16 protein-coding genes are annotated in these 14,907 nt (G+C 70.3%); 10 read left to right on the plus strand and 6 right to left on the minus strand.

Going from position 1 to position 14,907, the window contains the following annotated elements; genetic code table 11:
- Together VGF64_03860 and VGF64_03865 are read right to left on the minus strand one after the other, a co-directional pair.
- Positions 1 to 572: hypothetical protein (locus VGF64_03860; GenBank protein ID HEY1633869.1), on the minus strand; the 572-nt coding region annotated here is incomplete at its 3' end.
- A gap of 126 nt (positions 573 to 698) precedes the next feature.
- Positions 699 to 1,874: an amidohydrolase family protein gene (locus VGF64_03865; GenBank protein ID HEY1633870.1), complete on the minus strand. Its 1,176-nt coding sequence runs from the start codon at positions 1,872 to 1,874 to the stop codon at positions 699 to 701.
- Between the two features lie 144 nt (positions 1,875 to 2,018).
- Between VGF64_03865 and VGF64_03870 the strand changes: the two genes are divergently transcribed.
- The 5 genes from VGF64_03870 to VGF64_03890 all read left to right on the plus strand — a co-directional run bounded on the left by VGF64_03870 (position 2,019) and on the right by VGF64_03890 (position 6,078).
- Positions 2,019 to 2,654, plus strand: coding sequence for a helix-turn-helix domain-containing protein (locus VGF64_03870; protein HEY1633871.1), 636 nt, complete (start codon positions 2,019 to 2,021; stop codon positions 2,652 to 2,654).
- A 147-nt stretch (positions 2,655 to 2,801) separates the two neighbouring features.
- Positions 2,802 to 3,974 carry an acetyl-CoA acetyltransferase gene (locus VGF64_03875; GenBank protein ID HEY1633872.1) on the plus strand — a complete coding sequence of 391 codons (1,173 nt, stop codon included), beginning with the start codon at positions 2,802 to 2,804 and terminating at the stop codon, positions 3,972 to 3,974.
- Positions 3,971 to 4,372 carry an OB-fold domain-containing protein gene (locus VGF64_03880; GenBank protein ID HEY1633873.1) on the plus strand — a complete coding sequence of 134 codons (402 nt, stop codon included), beginning with the start codon at positions 3,971 to 3,973 and terminating at the stop codon, positions 4,370 to 4,372. Before VGF64_03875 ends, VGF64_03880 begins: the two co-directional genes overlap by 4 nt.
- Positions 4,373 to 4,398: 26 nt before the next feature.
- Positions 4,399 to 5,280 (plus strand): SDR family oxidoreductase, encoded by an 882-nt coding sequence (locus VGF64_03885; protein ID HEY1633874.1) that lies wholly within the window; start codon positions 4,399 to 4,401, stop codon positions 5,278 to 5,280.
- A 3-nt stretch (positions 5,281 to 5,283) separates the two neighbouring features.
- The gene (locus VGF64_03890) at positions 5,284 to 6,078 is read left to right on the plus strand and encodes an SDR family NAD(P)-dependent oxidoreductase (protein ID HEY1633875.1); all 795 of its coding nucleotides are present in this window, start codon (positions 5,284 to 5,286) and stop codon (positions 6,076 to 6,078) included.
- 4 nt (positions 6,079 to 6,082) lie between these two features.
- On the opposite strand, the gene VGF64_03895 is transcribed toward VGF64_03890, so the two are convergent.
- On the minus strand, positions 6,083 to 7,582 hold the full coding sequence (locus VGF64_03895; GenBank protein ID HEY1633876.1) for a TIGR03560 family F420-dependent LLM class oxidoreductase: 1,500 nt from the start codon (positions 7,580 to 7,582) through the stop codon (positions 6,083 to 6,085).
- A 161-nt stretch (positions 7,583 to 7,743) separates the two neighbouring features.
- Between VGF64_03895 and VGF64_03900 the strand changes: the two genes are divergently transcribed.
- The gene (locus tag VGF64_03900; protein ID HEY1633877.1) at positions 7,744 to 8,262 is read left to right on the plus strand and encodes a DoxX family protein; all 519 of its coding nucleotides are present in this window, start codon (positions 7,744 to 7,746) and stop codon (positions 8,260 to 8,262) included.
- Between the two features lie 51 nt (positions 8,263 to 8,313).
- Here VGF64_03900 and VGF64_03905 read toward each other — a convergent pair whose 3' ends face one another.
- The gene (locus tag VGF64_03905) at positions 8,314 to 9,345 is read right to left on the minus strand and encodes a hypothetical protein (GenBank protein HEY1633878.1); all 1,032 of its coding nucleotides are present in this window, start codon (positions 9,343 to 9,345) and stop codon (positions 8,314 to 8,316) included.
- A 111-nt stretch (positions 9,346 to 9,456) separates the two neighbouring features.
- On the opposite strand from VGF64_03905, the gene VGF64_03910 reads away from it, so the two are divergent.
- Complete coding sequence (locus VGF64_03910) at positions 9,457 to 10,386, plus strand: SGNH/GDSL hydrolase family protein (protein HEY1633879.1); 930 nt, start codon at positions 9,457 to 9,459, stop codon at positions 10,384 to 10,386.
- 4 nt (positions 10,387 to 10,390) lie between these two features.
- Here the strand turns inward: VGF64_03910 and VGF64_03915 are convergent, their stop codons facing one another.
- Together VGF64_03915 and VGF64_03920 are read right to left on the minus strand one after the other, a co-directional pair.
- Positions 10,391 to 11,164: a J domain-containing protein gene (locus VGF64_03915; protein HEY1633880.1), complete on the minus strand. Its 774-nt coding sequence runs from the start codon at positions 11,162 to 11,164 to the stop codon at positions 10,391 to 10,393.
- A gap of 109 nt (positions 11,165 to 11,273) precedes the next feature.
- Positions 11,274 to 11,594: a GYD domain-containing protein gene (locus tag VGF64_03920; protein HEY1633881.1), complete on the minus strand. Its 321-nt coding sequence runs from the start codon at positions 11,592 to 11,594 to the stop codon at positions 11,274 to 11,276.
- Between the two features lie 128 nt (positions 11,595 to 11,722).
- Here VGF64_03920 and VGF64_03925 point away from each other — a divergent pair, with 128 nt between their 5' ends.
- From VGF64_03925 to VGF64_03935, 3 genes are all read left to right on the plus strand, one after another.
- The gene (locus VGF64_03925; GenBank protein HEY1633882.1) at positions 11,723 to 12,580 is read left to right on the plus strand and encodes an SDR family oxidoreductase; all 858 of its coding nucleotides are present in this window, start codon (positions 11,723 to 11,725) and stop codon (positions 12,578 to 12,580) included.
- A gap of 72 nt (positions 12,581 to 12,652) precedes the next feature.
- Positions 12,653 to 13,792 (plus strand): phosphotransferase family protein, encoded by a 1,140-nt coding sequence (locus tag VGF64_03930; protein HEY1633883.1) that lies wholly within the window; start codon positions 12,653 to 12,655, stop codon positions 13,790 to 13,792.
- Position 13,793: 1 nt separating this feature from the next.
- Positions 13,794 to 14,900, plus strand: coding sequence for a hypothetical protein (locus tag VGF64_03935; protein HEY1633884.1), 1,107 nt, complete (start codon positions 13,794 to 13,796; stop codon positions 14,898 to 14,900).
- Positions 14,901 to 14,907 lie beyond the last annotated feature (7 nt).

The raw sequence follows: 14,907 nt of genomic DNA on the forward strand, positions 1-14,907 counted from the left end.
GCGGCGGAGTTGGGACCGCTCGAGTCCGAGGTGTGCCGCATGGCGATCGTGATCTGGTTCGGTGTCACACCGTTGTAGGTGGCCCCGCCGTTGTTGCCCGTGAACTGTCCCACGCAGGGCGCCGCGTACTGCGAGAAGGGCAGCTGCCGCACACCCGGCTTGCACGGGAAGCCACCCCGGGTCGTGCCGGCACCCGCCTGCGCGGTGCCGACGCCGGCTGCTGTGCTGGGGCCGTTCGCGGCGATGGCGCCTGACCCGGTGCCGCCCGAGCCTCCCGCTGCCGCGCCGGGCCCGCCCGTGGTGACCCCACCGGCTCCGGCCGTGCTCCCGGCCTGGAACTGCGAGGGGTTGCCGTACTGGTTGGAGCCTCCCGCAGCCAGGCCGTTGCCGAGCCCCCCGCCTGCGACCGTCGGGAAGAGGGACAGCGCGAGGGCGCCGAGGGCGCCGCAGACGTACAGCAGCGCATAGCGGCGTATGTGGTACGCCAGCCTCAGGGCGCTGCGACCGAACGGGTCCGTTACCTGGCCCAGCGACTCGTCCTGTTGTCTAACCGTTCTTACCGTGGTGCGCACGACCCGGTCCTACGCGCCAGCTGTATGCCCCCGTTCCCCAACACACCTACTCCCCAGTCTTCTTGGCCCCCCAGAGCGCCGACCTCACGTGTGGCGGCGAAATCGCGTTGTCAGTCAATTCGTGATCTATGCGACTGCCACCTCCGCATGGCCTACGGGGCGCCTGCCGCCGTAGAGGAGCTCGGCCAAATTGCCTCGATAGAAGCGTTCCCGGTCGGCCTCGCTCGAAGCGCCGAGCTCCGCTTCGAACTTGGCCAGAGGATCCTTGCCCCCCTCGGGATGGGGGTAGTCGGTCGAGAACATGAACAGCTCGGGCCCGGCCTGCTCGATCATCCATCCCACCGGCTCGCCGGCGAAAGGCGTGAACTTGAGGTGTCGGCGAACATACTCCGAGGGTGTGAGCTCGAGGTTGCGAAGTGGTTCCTCGGTACGGCGAAATGCGCGCTGGCCATACTCCAGGTGGCGCATCCAGGAGACGACCCAGCCGGCGCCCTGCTCGATGCACCCTCCCCTCAGCTTCGGGAAGCGATCGAAGAGCCCATCGAAGATGAGTGCGCCGAGGAACAGCTCGGGTGAGTGGTGGATGGCGAGGAAGTCCTTCGAGCGGATGTTCTCGCCACCACCGAGGTGATCTGTGACCGGCATCTCGTTGTTGTGGAAGGCCGGGTCGAGCAGTCGACCTCCGCCGCCGACGTGCAGCACGAAGGGGACGTTCCCCTCGCTCAAGACCTCCCAGAACTGGTCGAGATCCGGGTGCGTTGGTGCGAGCGAGCCGGCGGCGGTCGACGGCACCATCACCGCAGCGCAGCCCGCTTCGATCGCCTCGACCGTCAGCGCCGTGGCCCGGGCCGGGTCGACGAGCGGCACGAAGGCGACCGGGAGCAGGCGGGGATCGCCAGAGCAGAAGTTGGCCATGGCCCGGTTCTGCGCCGCGCTGCCCGCGTACAGCCGGTCGACGTCGCGTCCAGTGAACATTGCGGTAGCGAAGGTGGCGAACACCAACTGGGCGTCGAAGCCGAGCAGGTCCAGGACACGGCTCCGCTCCTTTGGATCGAAGCCGCCCATGGCGTGCCAGCCCTTGTCCGATAGCAGCCTCTCCTCGGCCAGGGCCGCCTTCGCGGGGTCCGATCGGCGCTCCTCGGCGGTGGCGACAGCGTTCTCGAGCACTGGCGCCAGCGCGTCCATCCCACGACGACGGAGCCGGTCCCGCTGGTCGGCGTCGATGAAGCCGTCGAGGAAATCGGCCAGCTCCATGACGTGACTGTCAGCGTCGAGGATGGTCCGCTCGCCGGCGTACGTCATGCCGTCTCCCTTGGGTCCCAACTCGCAGTGACGCCCTGTCACCGATGTCGGTGACAGAATGACACCTCCACTCGCGCTCGCGCAAGCCGGGTGGGAAATCGGTGACACAATGACACCGTGAGCCCAGGGAGCCCCCAGCCGAGCATGAGGCGCGGTAGACGGCCGACCACATCCTCAGCGCCCGAACCACTCGAACCAGCGCGGCTCAGCCGAGCCGAACGGCGAGACGCCCTGCTCGACGTCACGGCCGAGCTCATGGAGTCAGTGGAAATCGACGCGGTCACTATGGACGCCGTGGCCGAGCGCTCCGGGGTGAGCCGGCCGCTCGTGTACAAGCACTTCGCCAACCGCGGCGAGATGCTGGGCGCGCTCTACCAGCGAGAGGCGGCGCACGTCCATGCCGAGATGTCCGCCCAGGTCACGGCGGCCGACACGCTCGAAGACATGTTCCGGGCTCTCATTCGCGGTGCTCTCCAAGCGCGCGCCAACCGCGCCCCCGCCCTGACTGTGCTCCGGGCCGCTGGCGTGCGCAGCCGTGAGCTGCGCGACGAGCAACGCCGGCGAGATCGGACGACGCTGCGGTTCTTCGCGACTCGCGCCGTCCGCGAGCTCCAGCTGGACGAGCGAACTGCCAAGGCTGGCGTCGCCATCCTGTTGGGTGCCGTCGAGGCGGTGCTCGCCCAATGGCGGGTGCGGCCGACGCGTGAGCATGCGGCCCTGCTGGAGGACACCTACGTGGCGCTGGTCATGGGCGGGCTCGACGAGCTGGCCCGGCGTTAGCCAGTGGCTGCGGTGTTAGGGTGACCGCTCATCTTCTGAGGCGACGATGCGAACGCGCTGCGACTTCGGAGGCCAGATCCAGAGCGGCCAGGCGCTGGTCGGGACCCCGAGAGGTGCGCTGACAGACAGGGAGGTGACGGTCCGCCGATGAGCGATCGAACGCTGCGGGGCCTGACGGCGATCGTGGGTGTCGCCGACGACGTGTCGCCGACAGGAGAGCTCGAGCGGCACGGCCGGCGCCTCGAGGCGGCCATGGTCAGCGAGGCCCTGGCCGACGCCGGGCTCACCCTCGCCGACGTCGACGGGATCTGCTACGCAGGCATGGCGACTGGCCTGGCCGAGTACCTCGGCGTCCACCCTCGTTATGTCGACGGGACGATGGTGGGCGGCTCGAGCTACGAGTTGCACCTGGAGCACGCGGCAGCTGCGATCGCCGCCGGGCTGTGCGAGGTGGTCGTCAGCGTCTATGCCGCAACGCCACGGAGCGACCGGCGGCGTGGCGCCGGCGGGCAGCGGGGTGGTCCGGCGTTCGGCGGACCGAACCCGATGGCCGAGTGGGAGATGCCCTACGGGCTCGCCATGCCGATGGGTGCGTACGCGCTCGCCGCTAGCAGGCACATGGCCTGCTACGGCACCACCTCGGAGCAACTGGCCCAGATCGCCGTCGACACCCGGCGGTGGGCGGCGATGAATCCCCGCGCCCGCTTCAGGGATCCGATCACGATCGCCGACGTGCTTGCCTCGCCGATGCAGGCCTCCCCGTTGCACCTGTTGGACTGCTGTCTTGTCACCGATGGTGCGGGTGCATTCGTCGTGACATCGGCCGAGCGAGCCGGAGACCTGGCCAAGCCTCCGATCTACGTGCTCGGTGCGGCAACCGGCAGCGACCACCAGATGATCTCCCAGATGCCGGACCTCACCACGACGGCAGGCGCCCGTTCGGGCCCTGCCGCCTTCGCGATGGCGGGGATCAAGCCCGACGAGGTCGACCTCCTGATGGCCTACGACTCGTTCACGATCACCGCACTTCTGCACCTCGAGGACCTCGGGTTCTGTCCCAAGGGTGAGGGCGGCGCGTTCGCCGAGGACGGCAAGCTCGGACCGGGCGGTTCGTTGCCCACGAACACCAATGGCGGCGGCCTCTCGTACACACACCCCGGTCAGTACGGGATGTTCCTCCTCGTGGAGGCGGTCCGGCAGCTGCGGGGCGAATGCGGGTCGCGCCAGGTCATCGACCCCCAGATCGGCGTGGCCCACGGCTCGGGCGGGGTGCTCTCGACCATGGGCACGATCGTGCTCGGGACGGGTTCGACGAGATGACGAAGTTCTTCGAGCCGCCGATATCGGACAGCGCCATCCAGTTTTGGGACTCGACCCGCGAACGTCGACTGGTGCTCCCTTGGTGCGCGGCGTGCGAGCACCCCTTCTGGTATCCGCGAGAGGTCTGCCCCCGTTGCCTCGGCGGGCCCGTCGAGTGGCGTGAGGCTTCGGGCAGCGGCGAGGTCCACGCAGTGAGCGTGCAGCACCGGCCGGGTCCGATGCGTGATCCGGCTGCGGGTCCGTACGCCGTCGCCCTGGTCGATCTGGCCGAGGGGGTGCGGATCATGACGAACATCGTCGGCTGCGAGCCCGACGCGGCGACGGTGGGGATGGCTGTGCGGGTGACTTGGGAGCCGCTTGCCGACGGCCGCCACCTCGCCCAGTTCGAGCCCGCTTGACGCGAGAGAAGAAGGAAGGGGCAGAGGTGAGCGAGATCTGCCGGGGACGGGTCGCCGTCGTCACAGGCGCGGGTCGTGGCGTCGGTCGGGGGCACGCCCTCGAGCTCGCCCGCCAGGGCGCCAGCGTCGTCGTGAACGACCTGGGCGGCTCGATCGACGGGACCGGTGCCGACGCCGGGCCGGCGAAGGCCGTCGTGGACGAGATCCGGGGACGGGGCGGGGAGGCGGTGGCCAACACCGACGACGTCGCCGAATGGGAGGGTGCACGACGCCTCGTCGAGACGGCCACCGGCGCCTTCGGCAAGCTCGACATCCTCGTCAACAACGCCGGCATCCTACGGGACCGGATGCTCTTCAACATGACCGAGGAGGAGTGGGACGCGGTCGTTCGTGTCCACTTGAAGGGCACGTTCGCCCCGACACGCTGGGCCGCGTCCTACTGGCGGGACGAGCACAAGGCCGGGCGTCTCCCCGACGCCCGGGTGATCAACACGTCATCGACCTCCGGGCTGTTCGCCAACCCCGGCCAGAGCAACTACGGGGCGGCGAAGTCCGGGATCGCCACCTTCTCGATCATCGCCTCCAAGGAGTTGGGCCGCTACGGCGTCACCGTCAACGCCATCGCCCCCGGAGCCCGCACCCGCATGACCGAGGACCTGGGCGGCAGAGCAGCGCCTCCGGCGGGGGAATGGGACGATCGAGCTCCTGAGAACGTGGCCCCGCTCGTCGCCTGGCTGGCGAGTCCTTCCTCGCGCCACGTCACCGGCCAGGTGTTCCTCGTCGGGGGTGGCCGCGTCGGTGTCGCGAGGGGGTGGGAACGGGGTCCGGGAGCCGATCACGGCGCCCGGTGGGAGCCGGCCGACCTGGACGACGTCGTCCCCGGCCTGCTGGCTGAGACAGAGACCTGAGCGATGGGCGCGCTGGATGGAAGGGTCGCGTTGGTCACAGGGGCCAGCCGGGGGATCGGTGAGGCCATCGCCCGGCGGTTCGCGGGCGAGGGCGCGGCCGTTGGCGTCTCGGCCCGGACCGTGGTCGAAGGGGACCATCCGCTGCCGGGCAGCCTGGAAAGCACGGTTCGATCGATCATCGAGTCTGGTGGGGCCGCCTTCGCGGTGGCCGCCGATCTCGCCAACGAGGAGGACCGGCGATCGCTCGTCGCCACGGTCGAGCACAAGCTGGGACCGGTCGACGTGCTCGTCAACAACGCCGCCGTCACCTACTTCGAGCCGGTGCAGGACTTCGACGGACGGCACTACCGGCTGATGTTCGAGGTGCAGGTCCGGGCTCCGTTCGAGCTCGCCCAGCTGGTGATGCCCGGGATGCGCGCCCGTCGCCGCGGTTGGATCCTCAACATCTCGTCGGGCGCCGCTCGCCATCCCCAGGGCCCGCCCTACCGGCGAGGAGTGCGCGGTGGTGCCGTGTACGGGATGTGCAAGGCGGCGTTGGAGCGGTTCACGACGGGTCTGGCCGCCGAGGCCTACGATGACGGGGTCGCCGTCAACGTCCTGTCACCCTCGGGACTGGTGGCGACGCCCGGAGTTGTCCACCACGGCCTCGACCGGGCCATGCCGCCGGACGCCTTGGAGCCCGTCGAGGCGATGACCGAGGCGGCGCTCGTGCTGTGCACGGGTGATCCGGCGACGATGACGGGGCGAGTCGTGTACGCCAAGCCCCTGCTGGCGGAGCTCGGCGGGCGGCCCAGCTAGCGCGCTAGACCACCGGCACCGGGCGGCCCGCCTTGAAGGCCGCGATCACCTGGCCGAACGCCTCCAGAGAACCGGGAGTGGCCACGTCGGGAAGGGAGACGATCGCCGTCTGGACGCCGGCTTCCGCGAGGTCCCGATAACGCCCGACGTGCTCCTCGACGGTGCCGGCGCCGAGCCGGTGCCCGACCTCCTCCGGCGTCGCCGAACGGGGCCGGTGCCGGTCCAGCGCGGCCCGCAGCTCACGGCGGGTGGGCGCCACGAGGGCCGTGGACAGATGGGTGACGCCCACCTCCGTCGGATCCCGGCCCAGCCGGTGGCAGTGGTCGGCGAGCACGGAGATCTTGTGGCGGACCGTGGCGGGATCGCCCGTCAGGTTGCAGGCGTCGGCATACGTGGCCGCCAGCCGCAAGGTCGTCCGTTCGCCGGACCCGCCGACGAGGATGGGCACATGCTGCTGGAGGGGCCTCGGGTAACACAGCGCCTCGGTCATGCTGACGACCTTGCCGTCGAACGGCGGTGAGCCCGGACCCCACATGAGGGGCAGGAGCTGCAGCGCGTCCTCGAGCAGCGCGTAGCGCTCGGCCAGCGGCGGAAACCTCCAGCCGTACAGACGGTGCTCGTGTTCCCACCAGGCAGCGCCGAGCCCGCAGATGGTGCGCCCGCCGCTCAGGACGTCGAGCGTGGCGACGATCTTGGCCAGGTGGGCGGGATTGCGCAGCGTCACCCCCGTGACCAGCGTGCCCAGCCGGGCTGTCCGGGTGCACGCCGCCAACCATGCCAGCGTGGTCCAGGCTTCGGGCAGGTCGTCCCAGCGCCGCCCCACCTGGGGGATCTGCACCATGTGGTCCATCAGCCAGATGCTCGAGAAGCCGACCGACTCGGCGGTTGCGGCGACATCGGCCAGCCAGGGGGCAAATGGTGCCTCAGGTGGCCTGCCGGCGAAGGATGACAACTGGAGCCCGAAGCTGAGGGGGAGGGGGGCGTTCCGCTGGCGGGCAGCCGACGCGGGGGCGTCGACGAGGTCGGCGGGGACGACCTCGACCGGCTCCGCCGGATGCACCCCGCCGAAGCCCTCGTCGCCCACCAGTGCCGCAGCCTCGTCGCGGGCCGCGAGCTGTGCCGTCAGGACCTTCGCCGGCACCGGGTCCCTCCGCGTCCGGTTGCGGGCCCGGCACGTCTCGGCCGGGGTATCGAACACCACTGCACGGCACGCCACATCGTGTCGGCGTGCGAGCTCCACGTAGCCGCGGCGGCGGGCGGGGTCCAGGCCGAGGGTGTCGACCACCGTCAGCAAGCCCCGCGCCAGACGGCGTTCGAGGACGAGATCGAGCACGTCGAAGGCGTCGGTGCCCGACCGCTGGTCCTGGTCGCCGACCCCCACCAGAGCGCGCAGCGCGTCGGACGAGACGACCTGCCCGGAGCGGAACTGCTCGGCCGCCCAGCGGGACTTGCCCGCGCCGGACGGCCCGACGAGCACGACCAGGCAGGAGGCGGGAAGACGCATCACCTCAGTCTGGTCCAGCCGGGCCTGGCGAGGCCGGCAACGGGCCGGTGTAGCCTGACCACCGCTTCGATCGATTGCACCGCTCGAGTAGCCCGGCCCAGGATGCCGGCTCGAGGAGTAGCCCGGCCCAGGAGGCCGGCTCGAGGAGAGGGAGAGATCACGTGCGTAAGGGGAGGGCCACAGGCCACGACAGCGACATCCCGGCGCTGCTGCTCCGCCTCGCTCTGGGTCCCATGCTGATCACGCACGGCTACAACAAAGTGAAGGGCGCGGGCGGCCTGGAGGGGACGGCGAAGTGGTTCGACGGGCTCGGGCTCAGGCCGGCGTGGGTGCACGCCCGCCTCGCTGCGGCCACCGAGATCGGCGCAGGAACACTCATCACCATCGGCGCACTCAATCCGCTCCCGGCGGCTGCCGTCATCGGGCTGATGACGACGGCGGCGGCGACTGACCACCGAGGGAAGGGCTTCTTCATCTTCAAGGGCGGATGGGAGTACGTCGCCGTCGTGGGCACGGCGGCGGCCGCCCTGGCGTCGCTCGGCTATGGGCGCTTCTCGCTGGACCACCTGCGGGGTAAGCAGCGGTCGGGCGTGGGGTGGGCGCTGGCGGCGACGGCCCTCGGCGCCGGCAACGCCGGCGCCTTGGTGGCCGCTTCCTACCGACCCGACCAGAACACCTGACCCTCTGGGCGGTCGCTGTTCATTGAGCAAGCGTCCCGGTCGCGCGTCAATTCACGGCGACGGCGGCGGGTTCGCCCAGACGTAGCGGGCCAGCGCCGGCTCGGCGCCGGTGTGCGGATAGGTCGCGACGACGGTCACAGCCCCGAGCGCGTAGCTGGCATAGTCGGCTGGAAAGGTGAGCGGATCGACTCCCGGCTGGAACGGTGTGGTGCACACCGAGGTCGGGATGCGGGAGGCCTCGGCGGGGCCAGGATGGGTGAACGCATCGAGGGCGACGGCGTAGGCGACCGGGTCGTAGGACCCCATGGCCAGGTGCTCAGAGACGTCGGCCGGACAGATCTGTTGGGCGGCGATGTTGACGACGGCGCCCCCTCCAGTGTGCAGCGACGAGCTACCCGACGCATCGAGATTCGGGAAGACCACCTCGTCGACGCGGCTGTAGACGACGCTGTAGGAGATGCCGGCGAAGGTCTCCGCCGCGCTGTTCAGGGCAGCGAGGAAGTGGGAGCCGGTCCGCTGCTGCCAGATGGAGGGGGCACACGACAGCGCGCAGATCCCGTTGGCGTCGAGGGTGCCGTGGTTGGAGGGGTCGATGGCCACCAGGTCGTCGACCAGGGTCCGGGTGTCGGGCCAGAAGCGTAAGGCCCACCGGGGCACCATTCCGCCCTGGCTGAAGCCGAGGACGTCGACCTTGCGCCCCGACATCTGGTGCATCGTCCGGAGGGCGTAGACGATGTACTCACCAGCCGTCTGGATGTCGGACATCCCGTGGCCGGGAAGCGTCACCGCGCAGTAGGGCAGCTGGAGGGCGCTGAACGCCCGTTCGTAGTTCCACGAGAAGTTCGGGGCCGGGGTGAGGGCGGTGCCCGCCACGAGGAGCACGGGTTCCCGGGTGGCGGCGGCGACGTTGCCCGTGCAGGCGAGGCTGGCGGCCAGGTCGGTGACGGGAACGTCCAGCGGCGGTCCGGGGCGATCCGGGGGAGCGTAGGAGCCGGCCGACGACGGGGCCGAGCCGGTCGCGCTCGCCACTCCGCCCGGCGCCGTGACGACCAGGGCGACTGTGAGGAGCAGGGCCAGCACCATACCGACCACGACGGCCAGTATCGCCCAGATCTGCCGCGATGGCTCACCCGACCAGCTCAGCACAGGTGGCCCCAGGTCGCGACGACCTATCGGTACTATGGCCCTTCGGACATGGCGGGGTACCCAACGAGGGCGCGGCTGGGATCGCCGCGGGCCGTGACGCTGGCGCTGGCGGCCGTCGTGCTCGGTGCGGCGGTGCTCAGCGGCTGCTCCTCGTCGGCTTCGTCGTCCTCCTCCACGACCTCGACGTCCAGGCCCAGCAACAACACCAGGTACTACGTCTCGTTGGGCGACTCGTACGCCACGGGGGTCCAGCCTGATGCGGCCGGCAACAGCGCTCCGACCAACCAGGGCTACCCCGACGACCTGTACAACGACGTCAGGCCAAGCGTGCCCGACCTCCAGCTCGTCAAGCTGGGGTGCTCGGGCGAGACGACCACGACGGCTATCAAGGGAGGGACCTGTCACTACGCCGAGGGATCGCAGCTGGCCGCGGCGACATCCTTCATCCGTGCCAACCAGGGCTCGATCGCCTTCGTGACTGTCGAGCTCGGCGCCAACAACTTCGAGGCCTGCGTGACGAGCGGCAACGTCGACAGCGGTTGCCTGCTGGACGAAATCTCGACCGTGGAGACCGAGCTGCCGCAGATCTTCCAGCAGCTGCGCGACGCGGGCGGCCCGCAGATGAAGATCGTGGCCATGAACCTCTTCGACCCGTTCCTCGCCGCGTGGCTCTCGGGGCCATCGGGGCAGACCGTGGCCCAGCAGAGCGTCGAGGTTCTGCGAGAGTTCAACACCGCGCTTCGGTCCATCCACCGCGCAGCGAACGCCCGAACCGCCAACGTGGCCAGCGCCTTCTCGACCTACGACAGCTTCTCGACCACTACGGAGCTTCCGGGGTACGGGAGCGTCCCGGTCGCCGTGGCGAGAATCTGCCAGTGGACGTGGGCCTGCGCGCCGCCACCGCAGGGCCCGAACGAGCATCCCAACGCCGAGGGCTACCAGCAGATCGCCAACGCGTTCAGGCCCCTCGTCAGCTGATCAATCAGTACACCTCGGCCGTGACCGAGTACCACTGCCGCTCGTCGAGGAGGTCGAGCAGCGCGCCCAGCTCCACCGCCATGCCGTCGCCGCCGCGACGAGCGGGCAGGAACCGGTCCCGCAGGTCAGCGCGCAGATCGACGACCTCGGCCGGGTCGCGGCGCCACTCCTCGCCCTCGAGCACGTGCCAGAGCAGACGCCGGGTGGCCGCCCCGTCGAGCACCCACTCGTAGCTGCCCCACTCGAACTGGCGGATGGGGCCTTCGATGGTGTGGGCGTGCCGGAGGGCGGCGAGGGTGGCGGCGGCGTGGCGCCCGCCCCAATTGACCTGAAAGCCGGGCCCGTCCAGTCCCCGCAGCTGCACGTGGTACAGGTGGGCCGCGGCCTCCGTCGCGGCGTCCGATGGAGGGGTCCGCAGCGTACGCGGCGGCTGCTCGGCGGGCGCTGCTGCGCCTGCTCGCGTCCGCTGCGAAGTGGTCGATCGGCGTTCTGGTCCTCGGTCCGTGAACGCCGCGTCTTGGCGCGGCGGACGTTCACCGGCGCTGTCGGCGCGCCGCCGGCCGGGGGCGACCAGCGGCCGGTCGTACCGCTCGCGGATCGACCGCATAGCCGCGGTTGCGTCGCGCATGCGCCGGGCGCCTTCGGCCTGGACATCCTCCCGCAGCCCCCGCAACCGGTCAGGATGGAACAGCTCGGCCAGTCGCCGGTAGGCCGCCCGAGCCTCGGCCAGGGTCGCGTCCGGGGGGAGGCCGAGCACCTGGAAGGGATCCGATCCCACCGACCGTCAGGTTAGAGGCTGCAGGAGCGATGTGGGCAAATTGACCGTGTTGCGTCAAGGCCGTGGCGCCCGCTCCGGGGCCGCTGCGCCGCTGCCTTCGCCGGCCTCCTCAGCCTCCGGGCGACCGGTACTCGGCCGACTTCTTGCTGGCAGCGTCGAGCTCCTCCGGAGTGAGCAGCACCGTCGTGGTCGTCTCGACACCGCCCGACGAGCTCACCGTCAGGGCCAGCGCGGCCGCCGAGGCGTGGTCGGGAAGATCGAGGATCGTGATGACGTCGGTCTCGCCGAAGGCGAAGTAGAACTGGTCTACGCTGCCTCCGACACTCTTGGCCGCAGCCTCGGTCGCCTTGCGCCGAGCGGTTCCTCCCTTGTCGAGAAGGCCCTTTGCTCCGTCTGCCGTGTACACCGCCTGGATCAGGTACTTGGGCACGATCCTCCCCTTCCTCGCTCCCTCGTCGCTCCGTCCTCGCTCCGTCCTCGCTCCCCGTCACGCCGGTGGCAGCAGCCTCGCGCCGATGCTTGTCGGTCGCAAGGCGCCTGCGGATATACCGTAGGACCATGCCCTCGGGAGCCGTGCTCGTGACCGGCGCCTCGAGTGGTATCGGACGGGCGTGTGCGCTCCACATCGACGGGCTCGGTCACCATGTGTTCGCGGGCGTCCGCACTCAGTCTGCCGCCGAGAGCCTACGGCGGGCCGCCAGTGACCGGCTGACCCCGGTGATGCTGGACGTGACCGACGCCGGTGCCATTGACGCCGCCGTCGAGTCGATCGACTCGACCCTAGACGGCCGCGGCCTGGCCGGCGTGGTCAACAACGCCGGCGTCGCCCGGGGAGGTCCGATCGAGTACCTCCCGATCGAGGAGTGGCGCACCCAGCTCGAGGTCAACGTGATCGGTCAGGTGGCGGTGACGCAGGCGATGATGCCGTTGCTGCGTCGAGGGCGTGGGAGGCTCGTGTTCATCGGCTCCATCGGCGGCCGGGTGGGCACGCCGCTCCTGAGTCCCTACGCGGCGTCGAAGTTCGCCCTCGGAGGCATCGCCGAGTCGCTGCGCCACGAGCTCCGCCCGTTTGGTCTACGGGTCGTCCTCGTCGAGCCCGGCGCGGTCAAGACCGACATCTGGGAGAAGGGCCGGCGCTATGCCGACGAGATGGAGCAGGTCCTCCCGCCCCAGGCCACGTCGCTCTATGGCGACGCCATCGCCGGTTTGCGCCGGTCGATCGACCAGCAGGACCGCATGGGCATTCCTCCCGAGCAGGTCGCCAAGGTCGTGGCGCGCGCCCTGTTCTCCAGCCGTCCCAGGACTCGGTACCTGGTGGGTCGCGACGCCCAGGCAGCGGGGGTGATCGCCAGGCTCCTCCCGGACTCGGCCAAGGATGCCATCGTACGGATGATCGGCGGGCTGCAGCCCCGATAGATGTCCTGAATGCGCGCCCGGCACGCGGCAGGCGCCTCCGGTAGTGTGCCCGGCGACCGCAGGAGGTCACGGATGCCCGAGCAGCCGGGCCACGGGGGCCCCGAGATCACCGAGCTGCGACGCTCGAGCCGAGAGCCGGAGGACGTGCGGCGCCGCCTCGAGTCCTGGCTCGCCCTGCGGATGCCAGCGGGAAGCGCCCCTATGGTGACCCAGGTCCACCCGACGGAGGCGACCGGCGTCTCCACCGAGACGCTGCTGTTCGAGGCCCGCTGGACCGAGGGCCGGCGGGTTCGCTCGGAGCAGCTGGTGGCGAGAGTGGCGCCTGATCAGGTCGACGTCCCCGTGTTTCCGACCTACGACATGGAGCGCCAGTTCCAGGTGATGCGGCTCGTGGGCGAGCACTGCTCGGTGCCGGTCCCTCAGGTCTGGTGGCTCGAGCTCGACGCCCGGGCGCTCGGGACCCCCTTCTTCGTGATGGGCCGGGTCGAGGGGCAGGTTCCTCCTGACGTCATGCCCTACAACTTTGGTGACAGCTGGCTCTATGACGCCGCCCTGCCGGACCGGTCGCGGCTGCAGCAGTCGATCGTGAGTGTGCTGGCGGAACTGCACGGGATCGGCCAGCCCGCTGAGAGATTCGCCTTCCTCGAGTACGAGCAGTCGGGCGCCACGGCGCTGCGCCGCCATGTCGCCGATCGGGGCGCCTGGTACGAGTACGCGGCCGCCGGGCTCCACTCGCCGCTGATCGAACGCGGGCTGGCCTGGCTGGACGAGCACCTGCCCGCCGACGAGGGGACGACGGTGCTGAGCTGGGGTGACGCTCGTGTCGGCAACGTGCTGTTCCGCGAGTTCGCACCGGTGGCGGTGCTCGACTGGGAGATGGCCGGGCTGGGGCCGAGGGAGCTCGACGTGGCCTGGCTGGTCTACTCGCACCGAGCCTTCGAGGACCTCGCCGCCGAGTTCGAGCTGCCCGGGATGCCCGACTTCCTCCGTCGGGACGACGTGGCCGAGGCGTACGAGGCCCTCAGCGGGCACCGCCTGCGCCATCTCGACTTCTACCTGACGTACGCGGCGGTGCAGTGGGCCATCGTGTTCCTCCGTACCGGACTGCGCCAGGTGCACTTCGGAGAGATCGAGATGCCCGACGATGTCGACGGACTGCTTCGCAACGCAGCACCGTTGGAACGAATGTTGGCCGGCAAGTACTGGGAGTGAGATGCCCGTTCCCCTCGATGAGTACCCGATCCACCAGACCCCACTGTCGATGGAGTACGTCGGCTCGAGCGATCGCAACTTCTACGACCGCAGCTACTTCAACGCCCACGACCGAACCGGTGACGTCTTCCTCATCAGCGGCCTCGGTGTGTACCCGAACCTGGGAGTCATCGACGCTTACGTCACGGTGCGTCGCGGCGACCGGCAGTGGGCGGTGCAATGCTCCGACGCGCTCGGCGACGATCGTCTCGATCAGCGCGTGGGTCCGTACCGGGTCGAGGTGCTGGAGCCGCTGCGCCGCCTGCGGCTGGTCTGCGACGCCGCCGACCACGGGATCGCCTGCGACCTGACGTGGGAGGGGTCGTTCCCCGCCGTGCAGGAGCAACCCCACCTCATGCGGACCGGTAGCGGGCGGGCCATCATCCAGGCCTCGCGCTTCGCCCAGGTCGGCACCTGGAGCGGCATGCTCCAGGTCGGGGGCGAAGAGCTGACCGTCGACGACGACCGCTGGGTCGGCGCCCGCGATCGGTCGTGGGGGATACGTCCCGTGGGCGAGCCCGAGCCGGCCGGGCGAGCGGCGGACCAGCCCATCGAGGGCATGTGGTGGCTCTACGCTCCGCTCCGCTTCGACGACTACGCCGTCCTCGTGATCGTGCAGGAGCAGCCGGACGGGTTCCGCACGCTCAACGACGCAGTGCGGGTGTGGCCGGACGGGCGGCGCGAGCAGCTGGGCTGGCCAGGGGTCGAGATCCGTTACCGGTCCGGCACCCGTCACCCCGAGCGGGCGACGCTTCATCTCCAGGAGCGCGACGGCAAGCCGCTGGCCATCGAGGTCGACACCCTGGGGTTCGTGGCCCTCCACGTGGGCGCCGGGTACGGGGGCGATCCCGACTGGGGGCACGGGCGGTGGCAGGGAGAGGGCTGGGTCGAGGGCAGGGAATACGACCTGACCGACCCCGGCATCGTCGCCCGCACCCCGTTCGGCGTCGTCGACCACGTGGCACGGGCCACGTGCAACGGCTCAGAAGGTTGGGGCCTGTTCGAGCATGGCACCTTCGGGCGTCACGATCCGTCGGGCTTTGCCGACTGGGGGTCGGTCGCTCCCTGAGCACCGA

The sequence above is a fragment of the Acidimicrobiales bacterium genome, from assembly GCA_036491125.1.
In the GTDB taxonomy this organism is placed as follows: domain Bacteria; phylum Actinomycetota; class Acidimicrobiia; order Acidimicrobiales; family AC-9; genus AC-9.